This window comes from Saccharopolyspora sp. NPDC049426 (assembly GCF_040676935.1).
Taxonomy (GTDB): domain Bacteria; phylum Actinomycetota; class Actinomycetes; order Mycobacteriales; family Pseudonocardiaceae; genus Saccharopolyspora.
The window spans coordinates 45,670-65,563 of record NZ_JBFAPZ010000021.1 but is presented as its reverse complement, the minus strand read 5'-3'; the positions used below and the strand labels follow the sequence as shown (position 1 = coordinate 65,563).

Annotated in this window: 18 protein-coding genes; 8 read left to right on the top strand and 10 right to left on the bottom strand. The window is 69.7% G+C overall.

Translation table 11 applies throughout. The annotated features are described in order from the left end of the window. Positions 1-148: 148 nt before the first annotated feature. A complete protein-coding gene (locus AB0J78_RS31645) occupies positions 149-988 on the bottom strand; it encodes a glutaminyl-peptide cyclotransferase (RefSeq protein ID WP_363795425.1) in 840 nt (279 codons plus the stop codon). A 141-nt stretch (positions 989-1,129) separates the two neighbouring features. On the opposite strand from AB0J78_RS31645, the gene AB0J78_RS31640 reads away from it, so the two are divergent. Then, positions 1,130-2,002: a DUF3027 domain-containing protein gene (locus AB0J78_RS31640; protein ID WP_363795423.1), complete on the top strand. Its 873-nt coding sequence runs from the start codon at positions 1,130-1,132 to the stop codon at positions 2,000-2,002. Beyond that, on the top strand, positions 1,999-4,977 hold the full coding sequence (locus tag AB0J78_RS31635) for an ATP-binding protein (protein WP_363795421.1): 2,979 nt from the start codon (positions 1,999-2,001) through the stop codon (positions 4,975-4,977). The genes AB0J78_RS31640 and AB0J78_RS31635 overlap by 4 nt, the downstream gene beginning before the upstream one ends. Here AB0J78_RS31635 and AB0J78_RS31630 read toward each other — a convergent pair. Continuing rightward, positions 4,974-5,150, bottom strand: a complete 177-nt coding sequence (locus tag AB0J78_RS31630) for a DUF397 domain-containing protein (RefSeq protein ID WP_363795419.1) — start codon at positions 5,148-5,150, stop codon at positions 4,974-4,976. The genes AB0J78_RS31635 and AB0J78_RS31630 overlap by 4 nt on opposite strands. Continuing rightward, positions 5,140-5,985, bottom strand: a complete 846-nt coding sequence (locus tag AB0J78_RS31625; RefSeq protein ID WP_363795417.1) for a helix-turn-helix transcriptional regulator — start codon at positions 5,983-5,985, stop codon at positions 5,140-5,142. Before AB0J78_RS31625 ends, AB0J78_RS31630 begins: the two co-directional genes overlap by 11 nt. Before the next feature lie 108 nt (positions 5,986-6,093). Between AB0J78_RS31625 and AB0J78_RS31620 the strand changes: the two genes are divergently transcribed. Continuing rightward, complete coding sequence (locus AB0J78_RS31620; protein ID WP_363795415.1) at positions 6,094-6,306, top strand: zinc finger protein; 213 nt, start codon at positions 6,094-6,096, stop codon at positions 6,304-6,306. 73 nt (positions 6,307-6,379) lie between these two features. On the opposite strand, the gene AB0J78_RS31615 is transcribed toward AB0J78_RS31620, so the two are convergent. Then, complete coding sequence (locus tag AB0J78_RS31615; protein WP_363795413.1) at positions 6,380-6,679, bottom strand: DUF2530 domain-containing protein; 300 nt, start codon at positions 6,677-6,679, stop codon at positions 6,380-6,382. Positions 6,680-6,742: 63 nt separating this feature from the next. On the opposite strand from AB0J78_RS31615, the gene AB0J78_RS31610 reads away from it, so the two are divergent. From AB0J78_RS31610 to AB0J78_RS31600, 3 genes are all read left to right on the top strand, one after another. Continuing rightward, a complete protein-coding gene (locus AB0J78_RS31610) occupies positions 6,743-8,209 on the top strand; it encodes an NCS2 family permease (protein ID WP_363795411.1) in 1,467 nt (488 codons plus the stop codon). A gap of 210 nt (positions 8,210-8,419) precedes the next feature. Further along, positions 8,420-8,854, top strand: coding sequence for a MarR family transcriptional regulator (locus tag AB0J78_RS31605; protein WP_363795409.1), 435 nt, complete (start codon positions 8,420-8,422; stop codon positions 8,852-8,854). Between the two features lie 134 nt (positions 8,855-8,988). Beyond that, complete coding sequence (locus AB0J78_RS31600) at positions 8,989-10,212, top strand: MFS transporter (protein WP_363795407.1); 1,224 nt, start codon at positions 8,989-8,991, stop codon at positions 10,210-10,212. Positions 10,213-10,402: 190 nt separating this feature from the next. On the opposite strand, the gene AB0J78_RS31595 is transcribed toward AB0J78_RS31600, so the two are convergent. Both AB0J78_RS31595 and AB0J78_RS31590 read right to left on the bottom strand, forming a co-directional pair. Continuing rightward, on the bottom strand, positions 10,403-11,032 hold the full coding sequence (locus AB0J78_RS31595) for a superoxide dismutase (RefSeq protein WP_363795405.1): 630 nt from the start codon (positions 11,030-11,032) through the stop codon (positions 10,403-10,405). An 87-nt stretch (positions 11,033-11,119) separates the two neighbouring features. Continuing rightward, a complete protein-coding gene (locus AB0J78_RS31590) occupies positions 11,120-12,616 on the bottom strand; it encodes a glutamate--cysteine ligase (protein ID WP_363795403.1) in 1,497 nt (498 codons plus the stop codon). 686 nt (positions 12,617-13,302) lie between these two features. Here AB0J78_RS31590 and AB0J78_RS31585 point away from each other — a divergent pair. Together AB0J78_RS31585 and AB0J78_RS31580 are read left to right on the top strand one after the other, a co-directional pair. Further along, complete coding sequence (locus tag AB0J78_RS31585) at positions 13,303-14,115, top strand: RNA methyltransferase (protein ID WP_363795401.1); 813 nt, start codon at positions 13,303-13,305, stop codon at positions 14,113-14,115. Then, complete coding sequence (locus tag AB0J78_RS31580; RefSeq protein WP_363795399.1) at positions 14,115-14,717, top strand: DUF2537 domain-containing protein; 603 nt, start codon at positions 14,115-14,117, stop codon at positions 14,715-14,717. Before AB0J78_RS31585 ends, AB0J78_RS31580 begins: the two co-directional genes overlap by 1 nt. Before the next feature lie 51 nt (positions 14,718-14,768). On the opposite strand, the gene sepH is transcribed toward AB0J78_RS31580, so the two are convergent. The 4 genes from sepH to AB0J78_RS31560 all read right to left on the bottom strand — a co-directional run bounded on the left by sepH (position 14,769) and on the right by AB0J78_RS31560 (position 19,475). Then, positions 14,769-15,701, bottom strand: coding sequence for a septation protein SepH (gene sepH, locus AB0J78_RS31575; RefSeq protein WP_363795397.1), 933 nt, complete (start codon positions 15,699-15,701; stop codon positions 14,769-14,771). 283 nt (positions 15,702-15,984) lie between these two features. Continuing rightward, entirely contained in the window at positions 15,985-17,127 is a 1,143-nt protein-coding gene (gene serC, locus AB0J78_RS31570; protein ID WP_363795395.1) for a phosphoserine transaminase, read from the bottom strand. 225 nt (positions 17,128-17,352) lie between these two features. After that, positions 17,353-18,309, bottom strand: a complete 957-nt coding sequence (locus AB0J78_RS31565; RefSeq protein ID WP_363795393.1) for an SEC-C domain-containing protein — start codon at positions 18,307-18,309, stop codon at positions 17,353-17,355. A gap of 53 nt (positions 18,310-18,362) precedes the next feature. Further along, positions 18,363-19,475, bottom strand: coding sequence for a citrate synthase 2 (locus AB0J78_RS31560; RefSeq protein WP_363795391.1), 1,113 nt, complete (start codon positions 19,473-19,475; stop codon positions 18,363-18,365). Positions 19,476-19,894 lie beyond the last annotated feature (419 nt).

The following is a 19,894-nucleotide window of genomic DNA, read 5'->3' as shown; positions in this document are numbered from 1 at the left end:
TCCTCTCGCCCGGACCGGGTTGCGGCGATGCTCGTTCTTGGTCTCAGCCGCAACGCCCTCACGAATAAGGAGGCGGAAAGCGGCCCAGAAATACAGCGGGACACGATCAGGCGACAAAAATAGCGGTCTAGATCACTCGAACCAGCGATCACCGGGGTACGAAGCGGACCCGGAACATCGACGGCCAGTTCTTCCCGGTGATCAGGAAATCATCGGTGCCGGGAACGGCCGCGATGCCGTTGAGCACGTCGGCTCCGACCCGCTGCTCGGGCGGCAGCAACCCCTCGGCGTCCACGACCGCCGTGACCTGCCCGTTCGCCGGATCGATCCGCAGGATCTCGTCGCTGCCCCACACGTTGGCCCACACCTGGCCGCCGGCGCACTCCAGCTCGTTGAGCTCCTCGACCGGCGAGCCCGCACGCGTCACCGAAACCTCTCCGACCTGCGCGAACGTCGTCGGATCGCGGAAGGCCAGCTCGTCGCTGCCGTCGCTCATCACCAGTCGCCGCCCGTCGAAGCACAGCCCCCAGCCCTCGCCCGGGTACTCCACTCGGCGCAGTTCGCGGAGGCTCTCGCGATCTCGCTCGAAAGCAACCCCTTCCTGCCAGGTGAGCTGCCATATACGGTCACCCGTGACGGTGATCCCCTCACCGAAGTAATCGGCAGGCAGCCGGACCTCGTGCCGCACCGAACCGCTCAGCGGGTCGGCCGCGCGCAACGCCGAGGAACCGCGCAGGCCGGTGCCTTCGTAGAGGGTTTGACCAGCGATTTCCAGGCCCTGAGTGAACGAGGAGCGGTCGTGCGGGAGCACGTTGATCACCTCGACTCGAAGGTGTGGCAGGCTTCCCGCGTGCCCTACGCCCTGATCGGTTTGCTCGCGGTCGTCCTGGCCGTCGTGCTGCGCTGGTACCTGCGGCGCACACGCAACCCCGACTCCGATGGTGAGCAGCACGCCGCACAAGAGACGTCCAGTCTGAGCAAGTCGCACCCCGAAAGCTTGACACGCCCGATCACTCCGAGTGCTACTCCGCTCCGGATCAGCGGTCCTGCGGCCTCCGCAGCGACACAGCCGACTGCGGCGTCGAGCACGTACGGCACAATTGAGCATGTGACGCCTATGCCTGCTCCGATGACCAGCCCAGGCGCGGATGCCCCGTACGACGACGCCGGGCAGCCTGCGGCCGAGCCGTTGAACCCGGAGCTCGCGGCGGCCGAGGACGTCGCCCGAGCTGCTGCGGAGGACGAGGCACGCCCTGGTGACGACCCGCTCGGCTCGCCGGTCCTGACGCTGGACACCACGGGGGACGACGTCGCGGACAGCGCGTCCTCCCCGGTGGGCGCCCACGTCGGCGTCGAGGCCGAGGGGCCGCACGCCGTCACGCACTACTTCGAGTCGAACTACCCCGGTTACGTCGGCTGGCGCTGGGCCGTGACGGTCGCCAGCGTCGGCCAGGGCGAGCCGGTGACGGTCAGCGAGGTCGTGCTGCTCCCCGGTCCCACGGCGCTGACGGCGCCGGCCTGGGTGCCGTGGCGCGACCGCGTCCAGCCGGGCGACCTCGGTGCCGGTGATCTGCTGCCGACCAGCCCGGACGACCCGCGGCTGGCTCCCGGCCACCTGACCAGCGACGACGAGCAGTTCGGCGACGTCGCCAAGGAGGTCGGCTTCGGCCGCAAGCGGGTGCTCAGCTTCGAAGGCCGCACGGACGCGGCCGAGCGCTGGTACTCCGGTGACTTCGGCCCGGGCGCCGACGCCGCGAAGCTCGCGCCCGCGGCCTGCGGGACCTGCGGCTTCTTTCTGAAGCTGTCCGGTTCGATGGGCGGCGAGTTCGGCGTCTGCGCCAACGAGTACGCCCCCGCCGACGGCCGCGTGGTCAGCGTCGAGTTCGGCTGCGGCGCGCACTCCGAGGTCGACGTGGACGTCTCCTCCACCGTCCCGGTCGCCGAGATCGTCTACGACGACGCCACGCTGGAGTTCGAGCCGCGCGGCACGGAGCGCGGGTGAGCGAGCCGGACCGCTTCGGCGCGGTCGGACTGCGGCGCGCAGTGTTGCAGTCCTGGGAGACCTCGCCGACCAGGTTCCGGGAGGACGCCAACGCCGAAGAGGACCTGCGCCTCGGCGGCTACCGCGAACGCCTGCTGGTCGAGCTCGCCCAGAACGCCGCCGACGCCGCGGGCTCCGACGGGGTCCTGAGCGTCGAGCTCGTCGGCGACGAGCTGCGGGTGGCCAACACCGGTGCGCCGCTGACCGCCGAAGGCGTGGCCGCGCTGGCCTCGCTGCGCGCGTCCGCCAAGCGCGACGGTGCCTCGGTCGGTCGCTTCGGCGTCGGGTTCGCCGCCGTGCTCGCGGTCTCCGAGGAGCCCAGCGTGCTGTCGACCTCGGGTGGCGTGGCGTTCTCCGCCGAGCGCACCCGGCAGGCCGCCGCGCAGCTGCCCGGACCTGCCGAGGAGCTGTCCCGCCGCGAAGGCGCGGTTCCGGTGCTGCGGCTGCCGTGGGAGGTCGAGGGCGCCCCGCCGGAGGGGTTCACCACCGAAGTCCGGCTGCCGCTGCGCTCCGGAGTGGACGCGGCAGCGCTGCTGGACTCGTGCACCGACCAGGTTCCCGGGCTGCTGCTGGCGCTGCCGGCGCTGAGCGAGATCAGGATCGGTCGCCAGACCTGGCGCCGCGTCGACGAGGACACCGACCGAGTCGTGGTGCACGGCCCGTCGCGCAGCGATCGCTGGCTGGTGCACCGCGCCTCCGGCGCGTTGAGCCAGTCGGTGCTGGCCGGACTGGGCGCGGAGAGCCGTTCGACCGCGCAGTGGCAGGTCACCTGGGCCGTTCCGCTGGATTCCGAGGGCGTGCCGATCCCGCTGGCCGAGGACGTCCTGCACAGCCCGACCCCGACCGAGGAGCGGCTGTCGCTGCCCGCGCGGCTGCTGGCCGGCGTGCCGGTCGAGGCGGACCGGCGTCGCGCGGCGGCCTCGCCCGCCACCGACGAGGTGCTGACCTTCGCCGCCGAGTGCTACCCGGCCCTGGTCGACAAGCTGCCCGGCGAGCACCGGACCGCGCTCGTGCCGCTGCCGGGGTTCCCGCTGTCCGATGTGGACGACAAGCTGCGGCAGGGCGTCCACGACCGGCTGCGGGTCTCGGCCTGGCTGCCGGGGGCAGGGGACAAGCCGGTCGCGCCGCTGGAAGCCCGCGCGCTGGAGTTCGTCTCGTCCGAGCTGGTGGAGCTGCTCGACGACGTCGTGCCGGGTCTGCTGGACCCGCAGCTGTCCGACTCCCGGCATCGCCGTTCGCTGCACGCCCTGGAGGTCCGCAGGCTCGGCGCCGCCGAGATCGTCGAGGCCGTCGCCGGGCTGGGCCGCGAACCGAGCTGGTGGTACCGGCTCTACGAGGCTCTGGCACCGTTCGAGGAAGCCGATCCGCAGGCCCGCGAGGAGTTCACCGCGCTGCCGGTCCCGCTGGCCGACGGCCGCACCGTCAGCGGTGTGCGCGACGTGCTGCTCAGCCACCCGGAGAGCGATCTCGACCCGGCTGCGCTGCTGTCCACCTTGGACATCTCGGGCCTGCGCATCGCGCATCCCGATGCCACCCACCCGTTGCTGGAGAAGCTCGGCGCGCACCCGGCCGGGCCTGCCGAACTGCTCGACGCCCCGCCGCTGGCGGAGGCCGTGCGCAGCAGCGTGTCCGACGCGCTGGCCGGAGCCGACGTGCGTCCGCTGGCCGAGGCCGTGCTGAAGCTGGTCGAGGAGTCCCGGTCGCGCGACTGGCTCGGCGCGCTGGCGCTGCCCGACGACCAGGGCGACTTCCGCCGCGCCGACGAACTCCTGCTGCCCGAGGCGGCGCTGCTGTCGGTCATCGACACCGAGCACCTCGGCGAGGGAGCACCGCTGTCGGTGCTCGACGAGCAGGTCGCGCAGCGCTGGCCGACCGAGCTGCTGACCTCCATCGGCGTTCTCGACGGCTTCGGCGTGCACGTCGAGGACGATCCCGTGGAAGCGGACGAGAAGTTCCCCGACTCGCAGCAGTGGTGGGCCGAGCAGGAAGCGGACCGGCCCGAGGCGTGGCCTCCGGCCCGCTTCGTCGGCATCCGCGACCTGGACCTGGTCGCCGACGACGCGTGGCCCGACGCGATCAGCCTGCTCACCCGGGACCCGGAGACGCTGCGGGCGCTGCGCGAACCGCACGGCTACTCGGCCTGGTGGATCGCCCGCTGCGCGCTGATCGAAGGGCACCCGCCGCGGCACTGGCGGTTGCCCGGCGCCGACGAGCTCGCCGGGGTCTACGATCCGGTGCCCGACATCGGCCTGGACGCCGAGGGGCTGCGGTTGGCCGGTGTCCGCGCCGAGCTGCGCATCGACGACGATGACGACGCCGAAGACCTGCTGGAACGCCTCGGCGACCCGGACCGCGCGATCCGCGCGGGAACGGCGTTGCGGGCTCACCGGGCGCTGAGCGAAGCGGTGGCCGCGGGCGTGGTCGACCCGTCCGAGCTGGCTCCGCCGGAGATGGTGCGGTCCGTGTCGGGGGCGGTGGTGAGCACCGGCCGCGCGGTCGTGCTCGACGAGCCGTGGATGCTCGGCGTCATGGACGCTCCGCTGGTCGTCGCGGGCGGCAGCCCGGATCAGTTCGACCCCGAGGCGCTGGCCGAGCTGCTCGACCTGCCGCTGGCTTCGGAGGAGAACACGCTGCGCGTGCCCGATCCGGGGCGCACCCAGCGCTGGGCCGAGGTCGCCCGGGTCATCTCCAGCTGCGAGCTGCTGGGCATCGAGGTCCCGGTCGGCGAGATCACCCTCCACGACAAGCTGCGCGTCCAGGCGTCGACGGGTGAGCACCAGGTCCACTGGTGGGTGGAGAACAACGGCAAGGTCCACACCGAACGCACCCCGGACGGCTTGGCCAGGGCCTTGGCATGGGCCACCGGGTCGTGGTCGCAGCGCTTCGCCTTGGCAGCCCTGCTGGCGGACCCGGAGGCGACGACCCTGCTGCGCTAGTGGTCCTCGTTGAGGGACCGCAGGAAGCGGTGCCAGGTTTCGGGGTCGAACCGCAGGGTTCCGCCGTCGCGGTCCTTGGTGTCGCGCACGCCGATCTGGTCGCGGCCCCGGCCGACTTCGACGCAGTTGCCTTCTTCGCCGCTGTGGCTGGATTTGCGCCAGTCACTGATCATGGCTGTTCTCCATCGCCTTCGCGCGAGTCAGGATGAGCTCGGCGGATTCCGTTGGGCTCAAGGCCTTCTCCTCAACGCTAGTGGCGGACTCGACGAACGGGAAGATCTCGTCGGGATCGTCGAGGAACAGTCCGGACCGTCGTTGTTCGAGGTAGACGATGGGACGTTGTCTGGCGAATTCCAGGATCAGCGAGTTCCCGTGCAACGCGTGGTGGACGCCCGCGCTGTAGGGGACGACCCGCACGGTGATGTGGTCGTGCCGGCCCACCTCGGCGACGCGGCGCAGCTGCTCGGCCATCACGCGCGAGCCGCCCACCGGACGCCAGAGGATCGACTCGTCCAGGAGCGCGTGCAACACGACCGGTCTCGCCCTGGTCAGCACGCGCTGCCTGCCCATGCGCAGCGACACCCTGGCCTCGACGACCTCCTCGTCCAGCGCGCCGTTGCGCATCACGGCTCGCGCGTAGTCGGCCGTCTGCAACAAGCCCGGCACGAAACCGATCGCAACGTCGGTGATCTTCGCGGCCCGCTGCTCGAAGTCCAGCAGTGAGACGAGCTGCGACGGGAGCCCCGGGTGGCCGACCTCCCACCAGTGCGTCTGGTGCGCGTCGTGAGCCAGTTCCAGCAGGCGCTTCCGTTCGCTGCCCCTGATCCCCAGAGCGCCCAGGACGATGGCGATCTCGATGTCGGTCGGGACCTTCTCGCCCGACTCGATGCGACCGAACGTGGCCCGCGACCAGCCGCACACGTCGGCCAGCTCCTCCAGCCGGAGACCGGCGTCCTTGCGGAGCCTCCGGATTTCAACGCCCAAGCCCCGGGCGCGTGCCGTTGTCATACGCACAATTTATTTCAGGGCCTGAGACGTCACCATTACACAATCTAATGAACACGATTGCTCATTCATTCATGGGACGGTCTCATTTCACCGGACAAGGAGGAAAAAATGACCGATCACCTCACCCACATCTGGCGCCCGATCCCCGGAGGTCGCCACGCCTTCCGGCCCTCAGCGATCCGGATCAACCACGATGACCAGGCGGAATCCTACTGCGGCACGCAGGTCGTAGCCGCTCGCCTGCACGACAGCACCGAGCTCGACTGGATACTCGAACCCACCTGCCCCACCTGCTGGAAAATCCTCAAAGGCGATTCTTGAGGGTTCTCCGAACAATTCACGGCCGTTTTGTCCGATCGGTTCGGACCCAAAACCGCGCAGGGGTGAGGTGGGCTCAGGTGTCGAGGCCCGAGAGGCCCTGCCAGGAGCCTCGGGAGCCGCGGCGGGCAGCGCTGCGTTGCCAGCGGAAGACGCCGAAGCCGATGATGCCGAGCGTGGTCCCGGCGACGCAGGTGAAGAACTCGACGCCGACCGCGCCGTCGGCGAGGTCGCGCCATCCGAACAGCACGACGCCCGCGAACCAAAGGGCGGTGCCGAACAGCAGCACCGGCGTCGGATCCGCGAGCCTGCGGGGCAGCGACGGGACCGTGCGGTGCGCTGGGTCGGAGGGGGCGGTTTCGCCGTCTTGTACCACGTCAGGCAGGCTACTCCCGGTAGTAACGGCCCGCGCACAGGCCACCGTGATTGGAAAGTTCGAATGGTGGAGAGAACCGAGAGCAAGTCTTCGCTGCTGGACAGCTACTTCAAGATCAGCGAGCGCGGATCCAGCGTTGGCCGAGAGGTTCGGGGTGGCCTGGTCACCTTCGTGACCGTCGCCTACATCATCGTGCTCAACCCGTTGATCCTCGGTAGCGCTTCGCCGACCGACGCCGGTGCCAAGCACGACGTCCTGGGCAACATCCTGCCGATCCCGCAGGTCGCGGCCGCCACCGCGCTGGTCGCGGGCGTCATGACGATCCTGTTCGGACTGATCGCGAACTACCCGTTCGCCATCGCCACCGGCCTGGGCATCAACACCCTGCTGGCCGTCACGATCGCGCCCCAGGTGACCTGGCCGGAGGCCATGGGCCTGGTCGTGGTCGACGGCATCGTGATCCTGATCCTGGTCGCGACCGGGTTCCGCACCGCCGTGTTCAACGCGGTGCCCGCCGATCTCAAGGCCGCGATCGCGGTCGGCATCGGAATGTTCATCACCTTCGTCGGCCTGGTCGACTCCGGGTTCGTGCGCCGCCTGCCGGACGCGGCCGACACGACGGTCCCGGTGGGTCTGGGCATCGACGGTTCGATCGCCTCCTGGCCGACCGCGGTGTTCGTCTTCGGCCTGGTGCTGACCTCGATCCTGGTGGCCCGCAAGGTTCGCGGCGGCATCCTGATCAGCGTCGTGGTCACCACGATCCTGTCGATCATCGTCGAGTCGGTCTTCCACGCCGGGTCCTCCAGCGACGCCGGTGCGACCGGCTGGAACCTCGGCTACCCGGCGCTGCCGGACCAGATCGCCGGTCTGCCGGACCTGTCGCTGGTCGGTGACATCTCCTTCGGCGCCTTCACGCGGTTGCCCGCGCTGGCCGCGGCGATGCTGGTGTTCACCCTCGTCCTGGCGAACTTCTTCGACGCCATGGGCACGATGACCGGTCTCGGCAAGGAAGCCGATCTGGCCGACAAGGAGGGGAACCTCCCCGGCATCGGCAAGGCGCTGGCCGTCGAGGGCCTGGGCGCGGTCGCCGGTGGTGCGGGTTCGGCGAGCTCCAACACGGTGTTCGTGGAGTCGGCCTCCGGCATCGCCGACGGCGCCCGCACGGGTCTGGCCAACGTGGTGACCGGTGTGCTGTTCCTGGGCGCGATGTTCTTGACCCCGCTCTACCAGGTGGTTCCGATCGAAGCCGCGGCTCCGGCGCTGGTCGTGGTGGGCGCGATGATGCTGTCGCAGATCCGCCAGATCGACCTGTCGGACTTCACGATGGCGCTGCCCGCGTTCCTGACGATCGCGGTCATGCCCTTCACCTATTCGATCGCCAACGGCATCGGTGCCGGGTTCGTCAGCTACGTGCTGCTGCGCACCGCCACCGGCAGGGCCCGCGAGGTGCACCCGCTGATGTGGGTGGTGGCCGCGGCCTTCGTGCTCTACTTCGCCTCGGGTCCGCTGAGCAGCCTGCTCGGCATCTGATCCCGCTCGAAGAGGCACCCGCGTCCCGGAATCCTGGGACGCGGGTGCCTCTTTTCGCGTTCGGGGAGAGTTCGCCGGACCTCTTGGCGCGCGGCGAGTCTCCTTCATCCCAAATACGCCATGCCGGGGCTCGGGCTGGCTAAGGTATGCCACCACTGGTCGCGAGATCAGTTTGTCCGAATTCCCGAGATAGTTTGGTAGACTAACGACGTGTCCGATATCGCGGAACGGGAACGCACGCTGGCGAGCCGGCTGCGGCTCGCGGTCGTTCGCCTCAACCGGCGGTTGCGCGCGCAGCGAGCCGATTCGGCCCTCACGCTGTCCCAGCTGTCAGCACTGTCCTGCCTGCACAAGGCCGGATCGATGACACCGGGCGAACTGGCGGCCAAGGAGGGTGTCCAGCCACCATCGATGACCAGGGTCATCGCAGCCCTGGAGGACAACGGGCTGGTGGTCCGGCGGGCTCATCCCACCGACGGCCGGCAGGCCATCGTCGAGGTGACCGAGTCCGGCAAGGCCCGCATCGAGGAAGAGGTCTCGATCCGCGAGCGCTGGCTGGACCAGCACCTCGCGGAGCTGGACGCGGAAGAGCTGGCGGTGCTGTCACGGGCCGCCGAGATCATCGACCGGCTGGCCAGTCGATGAGGGAGCACTGAGAGGCGGTACGCCGAAGCGTGGTTGGCCAAGCTCGAAGGTCTGCGGAAGACGGAGATTCCCCAGACCCGGTCAACCGCCGCACCCGGTCCGCGGCGGACCGGAACGCTGACGCCGGCGGGGGCATGTTCCGCTCGCTGCGCGAGCGCAACTACCGCTACTACGCGTCCGGACAGGTCGTCTCGCTGACCGGGACCTGGATGCAGCGGGCCGCGCAGGACTGGCTCGTGCTCGAGCTCTCCGGAGGCAGCCCGGCCGCGCTCGGCGTGGCGGTCGCGCTGCAGTTCCTCCCCACCCTCGCGCTCACGCTGTGGGCGGGAGTGTTCGCCGACCGGTTCGACAAGCGCAAGATCCTGATCATCACGCAAAGTGCCCTGGGGCTCTGCGGCTTCGCGCTGGGGACGCTCGACGTGACCGGGATCGTCGCCCTCTGGCACGTCTACGTGCTGTGCTTCGTCCTCGGCTGCTTCTCGGCGGTGGACGCGCCGGTGCGGCAGTCCTTCGTGGTGGAGATGGTCGGACCCGCGCAGCTCACCAACGCCGTCGCGCTGAACTCGATGACCTTCAACTTGGCCCGCATCGTCGGGCCCGCGATCGCCGGACTGGCCATCACCGCCGTCGGCACCGGCTGGGTGTTCCTCGCCAACGGGCTCAGCTCGGTGGCCGTGGTGGTGGGCCTGCTGCTGATGGACACCGCCCTGCTGCACCGGGCCAGAGCCGTGGGCAGGGAGCGCGGCCAGCTCCGGGCCGGCCTGCGCTACGTGCGCGGGCGCCCGGACTTGGTCGTGGTCATGGTCCTGATGTTCTGCGTCAGCACCTTCGGCATGAACTTCGAGAGCACGTTCGCGGTGATGGCTCGCAACGTCTTCGGTCGCGACGCCGACGGCTACGGCATCCTCATCACGATGCTCGCGGTGGGGACGCTGACCGGCGCGACGCTGGCCGCCCGCCGCAGCGCCAAACCCGGTTCCCGGTTGCGGCTGATGCTCATCGGCGCGGGCGTGTTCGGTGCGCTGGAGGCGGTGGCCGGGCTGCTGCCGTCCTACTGGCTGTTCGCCGCGTGCCTGGTGCCGGTCGGTGTCGCGGTCATGACCTTCACGACCAGCGCGAACTCGACGGTGCAGCTGGCCGTCGAGCCGACCATGCGAGGTCGGGTGATGGGTCTCTACATGCTGCTGTTCATGGGTGGCAAGCCGCTCGGCGGTCTGGCGTCGGGCTGGCTGGCGGAGGTCTTCGGCCCGCGCTGGCCGCTCGTGCTCGGTGGACTGCTCTCGCTCGCCGCCGCCGTCGGGGGCGCCGTGGCGCTGTCGCAGCAGCGCAAGAAGGGGTTGATCCAACCGCAAGGTTAGGCTAACCTAATACATGTCCGCTTCGTGGTGGGAGCGGTAGTCAGTTCGGGAACAGATCGAGCCCCGGCCTCCTTCGGGAGACCGGGGCTCGATCATTACCGGCGGCAAGAACTTGTCGGAGCACTCACCGCCGAGCCCGGAGTTCGCGATTTCAGTGGAAATCAGGTCTCCGATTTCCACTGAAATCCGGTCAGGCCGTGGGCAGGCGCAGGCCGTTGAGGCCGTTGCGGGCGTCGTCGAAGCGCTTGGCGACCTCGTCCCAGTTGACGACGTTCCACAGCTGCTTGACGTAGTCGGCCTTCACGTTGCGGTACTGCAGGTAGTAGGCGTGCTCCCAGATGTCGAACACCAGCAGGGGAGTGGTGGCGATCGACAGGTTCGAGTGGTGGTCGCGCAGCTGCTGGGTGATCAGCCGCTGACCGACCGGGTCCCACGCCAGCACGCCCCAGCCGTTGCCCTGGATCGTGGTCGACACGGCCTCCATCTGAGCGCGGAACTTGTCGAACGATCCGAAGTCCTGGTCGATGGCCGCGGCCAGCTCGCCCGTCGGCTTGTCGCCGCCGTCCGGGGACAGGGTCTTCCACCACACCAGGTGCAGCGAGTGCCCGGCGAGGTTGAACGCCAGCGTCGTCTCCAGGCCCACGATCGAGGAGAAGTCGTTCTTGTCCCGGGCCTCGGCGATCTTGGCGATCGTGTCGTTCGCGCCCTTGACGTAGGTGGCGTGGTGCTTGCTGTGGTGCAGCTCGTTGATCTCCCCGGAGATCGCCGGCTCCAACGCCGCGTAGTCGTAGTCCAACTCCGGCAGCACGTACTCGGGCACCGAAGTCTCCCTCCGTAGTCGACACCTTCTGGTTGTTGCCACCCTATGGCAATTGACCAGGTGTGGCCACAGGCGCCCTGCGGAGTGTCAGCGGACCGGCCAGCTGTGGACCGGATCGCCGTTGTCGGCGAGCTCGATGTAGCGGCGGAGCATGGTCGTCAGCGCGGCGTGCCGGTCGGCTCCATCTGCCTCCAGGTGCGCGACCACGTCCCGCTGCCAGCTGGCACCGTTCTGCCTGGCCAGCGAGCGCTGCTCGATGACCCCGAGGTAGCGGGTGCGGGCCTCGTCGGAGACGCCGCAGGCCCGCAGGCCCTCGTGCGCCATCGGCAGCAGTCGACGCAGGACGAGTTCGTCCGGCGTGACCCAGCCCGAGCCTGGCCAGTAGAGATGCGCGTCGAAACCGTGCCGGGCGCCCGCGTAGAAGTTCTCCTCCGCAGCGGCGAACGACATCTGCGTCCAGAGCGGACGGTCCTGTTCGGTCAACGCGCGCTGGGCGCCGTAGAAGAACATCGCGTTCGCGACGACGTCGACCACCGACGGCCCGGCGGGCAGGACGCGGTTCTCGATCCGGAGATGGGGGACGCCCCCCACCAGGTCGTAGACCGGGCGGTTCCAGCGCCAGATGGTGCCGTTGTGCAGGCGCAGCTCGTTGAGCTTCGGGGCGCGGCCGTTGTCCAGCGCGGCCACCGGGTCCTCCTCCTCCGGTTCCGGCAGCAGCGCGGGGAAGTAGCGGACGTTCTCCTCGAACAGGTCGAAGATCGAGGTGATCCACCGCTCGCCGAACCACACCCTGGGCCGCACGCCCTGGTTGCGCAGTTCCGTCGGGCGGGTGTCGGTGGCCTGCAGGAACAGCGGGATGCGCGTCTCGTGCCAGAGCGCCTTGCCCAGCAGGAACGGCGAGTTCGCGCCGATGGCGACCTGCACCCCGGCCAGGCACTGCGCCGCGTTCCAGTGCGCGGCGAAGTCCTCCGGCGCGACCTGCAGGTGCAGCTGCACCGAGGTGCACGCCGACTCCGGCGCGATCGAGTCCGCGTAGGAGCGAAGCCGTTCCGAACCGCCGTCGGCCAGCGGAACGCCCTCCATGTCCAGCAGCATCTCCTCGCCGCGAGCCAGGATGATCTGGTCGTTGAGCACCGAGTAGCGCGGATTGCTCGTCAGCGTGGACGGGTCGAAGTGCAGGCTCTGCAACGTCGGTAAAGCGCCGATCATGGCGATCTTCGCGCCCGCGTCGTGCGCCCCGCCGTCAGCGCGCACCAATGCCGCCCGCACGCCTTCCTCCAGGCGCAGCGCGCTGTCCCCCGCGAGCACTCGCGGTTCGACGTTGAGCTCGATGTTCTGCTGCCCCAACTCGGTGGTGAAAATCGCTTCGCTGATTTTTTCCAGCACCACCGCGTTGTTCATCGACGGCTGCATGTGCTCGTCCACCAAGCACAATTCCATCTCCAGCCCCATCTGTTGATGGGGGAAGGAGAATTCGCCATCGGCCAACATCCGCGCCAGTGCGTCCAGGCCTCGTTGCATCTTGTTCCGATAGCGTTGCCGATCAATCGGTTTGAAGGATCGATCGTCCACGTGCCGTCCCATGCCGTCTCCCTTTATCGGCAGCACGTCAGCGCCCAGCGCTGGGGAAACCACCGTGACACATCCCCACCTGGTGAGCCAGCGGCCAATACGGTGTCAGCGATCACTCGGTCCGCGCGCTCGGGGCGAAGCGGCAATCAGCCTTTTCGGCTCCGCTGAGGCGCGTGGAAATCGGCCGCCGGGAGCAGAGACGCGCGGTGTTCGGTGTTGTTCGCACCGGCAATCGGGGCAATGGCGGTGCGAAGCGGACGTCAACCAGTCCAATCCGATCAACGGCGGTGCGGCATCACTCAGCGTCGCCCCCTCGTCTGTTGGGGCGAGAACTTTCCCACGGAATTCGTTCGACAAGTCGCTAACGCCGCTGAGCGCACTCGCCGCGGAGGTCTGAACAAATCCTCCACGCGAATCGGAAATGGGGCGCAACGGCTCCGATTCGTCCCATCCGCCGCCGAAGCGGACCGAGGAGTGAATGAGATCGACCCATTACCCCCTCGATTCCCGACCCCGCCTCGGCGAAGCAAGGGAACCTTCCTGTCACCACCGCGGGCCTGCGACGTGAGCGTGGGAACCTTCCTGTCACCACCGCAGGCCCGCAACTTGAACATGGGAACCTTCCTGTCACTCCCGTCGGCCTGCGGGGTGAGCGTGGGAACCTTCCTGTCATCGCCGCTCGCGGTGCGGATGGGAGAATGGCCGGCGTGGCGCACATGGTCGAGATCAGCGACGTGGACGATCCGCGGGTCGACGACTTCCGCGATCTGTCTCGTGCGGACCGCCGGCCGGACCGGCCTGGCGGGCGCGGACTGGTGATCGCCGAGGGCGTGGTGGTGGTCGAGCGGTTGCTCGCCTCGCCGTACCCGGTCCGGGCGCTTTTCGGGGTTCGCCGCCGGGTCGAAGACCTGGCCGAGGCCACCGCCGACCTGGACGTTCCCGCCTACGTGGCCGACGCGGACGTGATGGCGCGGGTCGTGGGCTTCCACCTCAACCGCGGTGTGCTGGCCGTGGCCGACCGGGCGCCTGCTGTCGATCCCGCCGAGCTCGTCGCGCGGTCGCGGCGGCTGGCCGTGCTGGAGGGCATCGGCGACCACGAGAACCTCGGGGCGCTGTTCCGCAACGCCGCCGCGCTCGGCGTGGACGGAGTGCTGCTGGGCGCCGGATGTTCGGACCCGCTGTACCGGCGCAGCGTGCGGGTGTCGATGGGACACGTGCTGCGGGTGCCCTTCGCCCACCTCGAAACCTGGCCCGAAGACCTGAAACTGCTGCGCGACGAGGGCTTTCGGATCGCCGCGCTCACTCCGCGCGGGGATTCGAAGTCGCTCCGCGACGCCGGGCTCGACCAGGGCAGGGTCGCCGTTCTGCTGGGTTCGGAAGGTCCTGGGCTGACCGGCGAGGCGATCGAGGCCGCCGACGTCGCGGTGCGGATCCCGATGGCGGAAGGCGTCGATTCGCTCAACGTCGCCACGGCAGGGGCCATCACCTTCCACGCCCTGAGCGGGACCTGATGGACACCGGCTGGGAGCTGCACGCGCGGTCCGGGCGGGCCGTGCTGGTGCGCGGCGGCGGGACCGAGCACGACCCTGCGCGGCTGCGCCTGCCCGAACCGTTGGTCGCGGCGCTGCACGAGTGGGCGGGTGTCGCGGAGTTGGTGCAGACCGGTGAGTCCGCGCAGACCGGCGACATCGTGTCCCGTCGCGGTCGGCAGTTGGCGATGCGCCTCGCCGCGGAGACGGGCGGTCGCGTCGGCTACGTCGACCCGCTCAGCGGTGAACTCGCGCAGATCGGGCGGCCGCGTTCGGCGCAGGCGGTGCGTCGTCGGGGGAGGCCGGTCGCGCCGGTGCCTCCGACTCCGTGGGCGACCGGGCTGACGATCAGCGCGATCGTCGCGGTGATCGTGGCGGTCACGCTCGCGGTGGTCTCGCAGGGCCTGGCCGACGTCAGCGGAGCACTCGCGGTGTTCGTCAACATCGCCATCGCCGCCGGGTTCGCGCCCTCGATCTGGCTGGGACGCAACATCCCGGTCTGGCGCTGGGTCGCCTTCGGCACCGCGGCGGGCCTCGTCATGTCCTGGGTCACCGGGCTGCTCAGCCTGCTGGGCCCGGGTTAGACGCGAGAACGGCCAGGCCGCGAAGGGCCTGGCCGTTCTCAGTGGAACCGCTCAGCGGTGCGAGCGCACTCCCAGCAGGACGTCTTCCCACGAGGGGACGATCGGGTGGTTCTTGCGCGCGCGCTTGGGATCGGTCTTGGCGTCCTCGGCGGACTCGGTCTCCGGTGTGGCCGGGTTCTCGGTCGGCTCCGGGGTCTCCAGGTCCAGCGTCGGTTCGGTCGGCTCGACGGGTGCCGGTTCCGGCGGTTCGACGCGCTGGAGCGTGGGCTCGACGCGTGCCGCCGGCGGTTCGGGCAGCACCGGCTCCGGCTCGGGGTCGACCTGGTCGGGAGCCACCTGCTGGTCGAGCTGCAGCGCCTCGCGGGCCAGCTCGGTCACCGGGCGGACGGTGCGCAGCGGACGGTTCGGCGACGGGTCGAGCAGGTCCACGGCGTGCTCGTCGAGCGAGGCGACGGTGCCGCCGTGCGCTCCCGGGTGGAACACCCAGTGCGCGCCGTTCTCCGAGCGGCCGGCCTGCCAGGCCAGCTGCACGACCCACTTGTTGTCCTCGCCGCGCCAGGCGTCCCAGTTGGCCTCGGCGTAGTCGTGGCCGCGCATTCCGAAGGTGTGCGCGATGACCTCGCCGAGGGTCTGCACGTCGGGGCCGTCCTCGCGGACCGGGTGGGCGCGCTGCGCCATCTCCGCGATCTGGGCGCGTTCGAGCAGCACCGGGTAGGCGTAGCGCTCGATGCGGTGCTCGGGCAGGCCCGAGGTGGCCGCTATCTGGGCGACGGACGCACCGGAGCGGATGCGGGCCTGGATCTCGCGCGGCCGCATCTGCTGTTCCATCTCGATCTGCACCTGGCCCAGCCGGGTGAGGTCGCCGCGGGCAGCCGCGCGCAACCGCTCGTCAGCGGGCACGGTGAATCGCTCACCGTTCTCCGGGTCCTCGCAGATGACGGATTCACCGTCCTCGTCGAGCCCGACCACTCGCAGCGCTCGCATAACGCCAGCCTCCCGCCGACCTACATGTCACCAAGCTGTGACAGTAACCCGGCGCGCCGCCTTGACGCGGGAGGCACGCCGGGTACTCGTGTCGTTTGTTGGTCGCCCTGTCAGCTTCGATCTTGCCCTATGCGGGCGGGTCGCGCGAATGAGTTGAACTACTCAACTCCAGCGAAAATCACTCGTCGTGATCAACTTCGTCGCGGATCGCGACCGTGAAATGGCAACGGCCGCCGAGGAAACCCGCAGTTCACGGGTTTGCCTCGGCGGCCGCATAGCGCGATCAGGACAGCTGCGAAATCACCCAGTCGATGGACTTGGTCAGCTGGGTGATGTCGTTCGGCTCGATCGCCGGGAACATGCCGACCCGCAGCTGGTTGCGGCCCAGCTTGCGGTACGGCTCGGTGTCGACGATGCCGTTGGCGCGCAGCGCCTTGGCGATCGCGGCGGCGTCGATCGAGTCGTCGAAGTCGATGGTGCCGACGACCTGCGACCGCTTGGCGGGGTCGGTGACGAACGGCTTGGCGAACTCCGAGGACTCCGCCCAGTTGTAGAGGCGCTGCGAGGACTCCTTGGTGCGCGAGTCGCACCAGGACAGACCGCCCTGGCCGTTCATCCACTCGATCTGGTCGGCGAGCATGAACAGCGTCGCCACCGCGGGCGTGTTGTAGGTCTGGTCCTTGCGCGAGTTGTCCAGCGCGGTCGGCAACGACAGGAACTCCGGGACCCAGCGGTCCGAGGCGCCGATCTCGTTGATGCGCTCGATCGCGGCCGGGCTCATCGCGGCCAGCCACAGCCCGCCGTCGGCGGCGAAGGACTTCTGCGGCGCGAAGTAGTAGACGTCCACGTCGGCGGCGTTGAACGCCAGCCCACCGGCGCCCGAGGTGGCGTCCACCGCGATCAGCGCGTTCTCCGAGCCCGCCGGGCGGGACGGGGGCAGCATGACGCCGGTGGAGGTCTCGTTGTGCGCCCAGCCGATCAGGTCGACGCTCGGGTCCGACACCGGCTCCGGGGCGTCACCCGGGTCCGAGGAGACCACGATCGGGTCGCCGATGAAGGGAGCCGTCTTGGCGGCCTTGGCGAACTTCGAGGAGAACTCGCCGTAGGTCAGGTGCAGCGAGCGCTCGCGGATCAGGCCGAAGGTCGCGGCGTCCCAGAACGCGGTGGTGCCGCCGACGCCGAGCACGACCTCGTAGCCCTCGGGCAGCGAGTACAGCTCCCGCAGTCCCTCACGGACCCTGCCGACCAGGGACTTCACCGGCTTCTGCCGGTGAGAGGTGCCCATCACCGCGGCACCCTCGTTCGCCAGCCGGGTCAGCTGCTCCGGACGGACCTTGGAAGGTCCGCAGCCGAAGCGGCCGTCGGAGGGCTGGAGTTCGTCGGGCAGCTTCAAGGTGGTCGGGTCGGTGGTCTCGGCCTGCGTCATTCCGGCGCCTCCGGGCGTTGTTGTGGTGACTGTGCGGGGTGACCGGGAGAAGCCCGTCCCCGCGCGCCAGTGGCCAGGTCCGCCGGCGCCATTGCCGGCTCGGCTCAGTGTTGCAGCAGGGTTACCGCTCGGTGTCCAGCGGCCGCTGCCGCACCGCAACTTACTGCTGTTCGCCGCCGGGGCCAACCACACTGTGTCCCAGTAGGCCCGTTCGGGTCGGAACGATCAGGCGAATCCGGGTGCTCCGCAGCACTTCTTGTACTTGCGTCCCGAACCGCACCAGCAGGTGTCGTTCCGCCCCGGTGGCCAGGGCAGGTACCGCCCGGCGTGCGCCTCCTCGAACACATAGTCGTCCGGGGTCTCGGGATCGCCGGGGTCGACTCCGTACGCCGCGGAGAACTCCTCCACCGCGGCGACGGTGGTGGGAACCAGGCAGGCGCCGGAGACGACCTCGCCGAGCTCCCGCTGCACCGCGCGCCGGTAGTCCTCGTGGCTGGTGTCCTCGTTCCACCACTCCGGGTGCTCTCGCACCGAGCGGTCGAACTCCTCGGCGCTCCACAGCGGCACCGGGTAAAGGGTGAGCGAGAGGTTCCCCTCCTCGTCCACCAGACCGGCGAGGTCGCCTTCGGTGCCGGACAGCTGCTGGATCTCGTCGCGGACCTCCTCGCTGTGATCGAGGCACCGCTGGAGGAACTCGTCCATCGCGTCGGCGGGCAGGCCCGTGTCCTTGCGGGTGTGCCAGCGCTCCAGGAGGAGGTCGAAGCCCTGGTCGGTCGGCTCGAGGAGCTCGTCGAGGGACGGGACGATGTGGGTCGCGCCCGCGTTGAGCCAGCGCAGACCTTCCGGGATGTTACCGGTGGTGGCGTAGCCGACGTGGATGTCCATGTAGGTCATGGCGACCTTGCTCGGCTTCCGGCGCAGCTCGTCGAGCAGCGGTGCCGCTTGGTCGGCGCGTCCGTGGGTGAGCAGGTACGAGATGTAGGCGCCGCGCCCGCTGAGCGGACCGGCGTCCTCGTCGACGTCGAACGCCCTGGTCAGCGCCGAGTGCTCGCGCTCGTGCTCGTCCGCCGCGTGCCAGTGCTCCGCGGCCTGGACCAGTTCGGCGCACGGGTTGTCGCTGATCGCGGCGTCCTCTTCGAGGGCCGCGGCGTACTGGGCGTGCAGGTTCGCCGAATCGGTCACGCCCGTCAAGGTATCCCCTGGTGGGTCGGCCACGCGGCCGACCCACCACGGGCTCACACCGGGGCGATGATCTGGGTGACGGTGTCCCAGCCGGCCACGTCCTGCGGCGAGCGCGGGGCCGGGCCGATGTACTGCGCCGACGGCCGGACCAGACGTCCGGTCCGCTTCTGCTCCAGGACGTGCGCCGACCAGCCCGCGAGCCGGGCCGCGGTGAACATCGAGGGCATCATCGCCGGCGGGACGGCGGCGAAGTCCAGGACCACGGCGGCCCAGAACTCCACGTTCGTCTCGATCTGGCGGTCGGGCCGCCTCTCGCGCAGCTCGGTCAGCGCCGCCTGCTCCAGCTGGCGGGCGACCTCGAAGCGAGGGGCCTTTAGCTGGTCGCAGGTGTTGCGCAGGACGCGGGCGCGCGGGTCCTCGGCGCGGTAGACGCGGTGGCCGAAGCCCATCAGCCGGTCACCGCGGTCGAGGATGTCGGCCACCACGCGACGGGCGTCTCCGGTGCGCTCGACCTCCTCGATCATCGGCAGCACCCGGGCCGGGGCGCCGCCGTGCAGCGGGCCGGACATCGCGCCGACCGCGCCCGACAGGCAGGCGCCCACGTCAGCGCCGGTGGAGGCGATGACCCGGGAGGTGAAGGTCGAGGCGTTCAGGCCGTGCTCGGCGGCCGACACCCAGTAGGCGTCCAGCGCCTGCACGTGAGCGGGATCCGGTTCGCCGCGCCACCGGGTGAGGAACTGCTCGGTGGTGGTCGTGGCCTCGGCGATCCGCGCGTGCGGAACCGGAGCCTGGTCGCCGCGCGCGGACTGGGCGATGTAGGACAGGCCGAGGGAGCAGGCTCGGGCGAGCTGCGCTCGCACCTGCTCGGCCTCGATGTCGAGCACCGGCTTGAAGCCGAATTCAGGCGCGGTCATGGCCAGCGCTGCCTGCGCGTCGGCCCGAACGTCACCGGTGCGCACCGGCAGCGGGAGGTCCTCGGCGAGCGGCAGTCCGCCGCCGAACCGGCCGTCCACCAGCAGCGTCCAGACATCGCCGAAGGAGACCGTGCCCACCAGGTCCTCGATGTCCACGCCTCGGTAGCGCAGCGCGCCACCGTCGCGGTCGGGTTCGGCGATTTCGGTCTGGAAGGCGACGACGCCTTCCAGACCGGGACGGAATTCGCTCATAGCTGCCTCGTCTCCTGGTCGTAGGGGTGCGCGCGTGCATGGCTGGGCGACGTGGCGGGGTTTGAGCCAACAGTGCACCCCGGGCGGAAGAAAGAGCAATGGCGCCGGGACGGGAAAAAATTCGAGGTTCAGTTGACCCACGGTGAATGGAACGTTTTGCACTTGGGTGAAAAATTCCGGAAATATTGCTGTTTCGCAAGTTGGCGGTCCGGATGTGGGCTGGGTGGTGTGGATTGCCAGCCCGTGGGCACGGGGACCTTTCTGTCACCGCCCGCGACGTGCGTCCGAGGGGTGCGATCCGTTCGAACCCGCCGAGCATCGGGTGGCCGGCTGCGTGGGCGATCCACTCCCACCATCCGGACGTCGAGGGCTTGACGCTCTCGCTGTGGTGAAGTGGGATGAGCGAAAGGTTCCCTTGC

Excerpts from the sequence above, each read along its gene's own strand:
- AB0J78_RS31640 (WP_363795423.1), top strand. The coding sequence starts at position 1,130 with ATGACCAGCCCAGGCGCGGATGCCCCGTACGACGACGCCGGGCAGCCT.
- AB0J78_RS31585 (WP_363795401.1), top strand. The coding sequence starts at position 13,303 with ATGGCCGGCGTGGCGCACATGGTCGAGATCAGCGACGTGGACGATCCG.
- AB0J78_RS31620 (WP_363795415.1), top strand. The coding sequence starts at position 6,094 with ATGACCGATCACCTCACCCACATCTGGCGCCCGATCCCCGGAGGTCGC.
- sepH (WP_363795397.1), bottom strand. The coding sequence starts at position 15,701 with ATGCGAGCGCTGCGAGTGGTCGGGCTCGACGAGGACGGTGAATCCGTC.
- serC (WP_363795395.1), bottom strand. The coding sequence starts at position 17,127 with ATGACGCAGGCCGAGACCACCGACCCGACCACCTTGAAGCTGCCCGAC.
- AB0J78_RS31610 (WP_363795411.1), top strand. The coding sequence starts at position 6,743 with ATGGTGGAGAGAACCGAGAGCAAGTCTTCGCTGCTGGACAGCTACTTC.
- AB0J78_RS31580 (WP_363795399.1), top strand. The coding sequence starts at position 14,115 with ATGGACACCGGCTGGGAGCTGCACGCGCGGTCCGGGCGGGCCGTGCTG.
- AB0J78_RS31590 (WP_363795403.1), bottom strand. The coding sequence starts at position 12,616 with ATGGGACGGCACGTGGACGATCGATCCTTCAAACCGATTGATCGGCAA.
- AB0J78_RS31600 (WP_363795407.1), top strand. The coding sequence starts at position 8,989 with ATGTTCCGCTCGCTGCGCGAGCGCAACTACCGCTACTACGCGTCCGGA.
- AB0J78_RS31625 (WP_363795417.1), bottom strand. The coding sequence starts at position 5,985 with ATGACAACGGCACGCGCCCGGGGCTTGGGCGTTGAAATCCGGAGGCTC.
- AB0J78_RS31630 (WP_363795419.1), bottom strand. The coding sequence starts at position 5,150 with ATGATCAGTGACTGGCGCAAATCCAGCCACAGCGGCGAAGAAGGCAAC.
- AB0J78_RS31560 (WP_363795391.1), bottom strand. The coding sequence starts at position 19,475 with ATGAGCGAATTCCGTCCCGGTCTGGAAGGCGTCGTCGCCTTCCAGACC.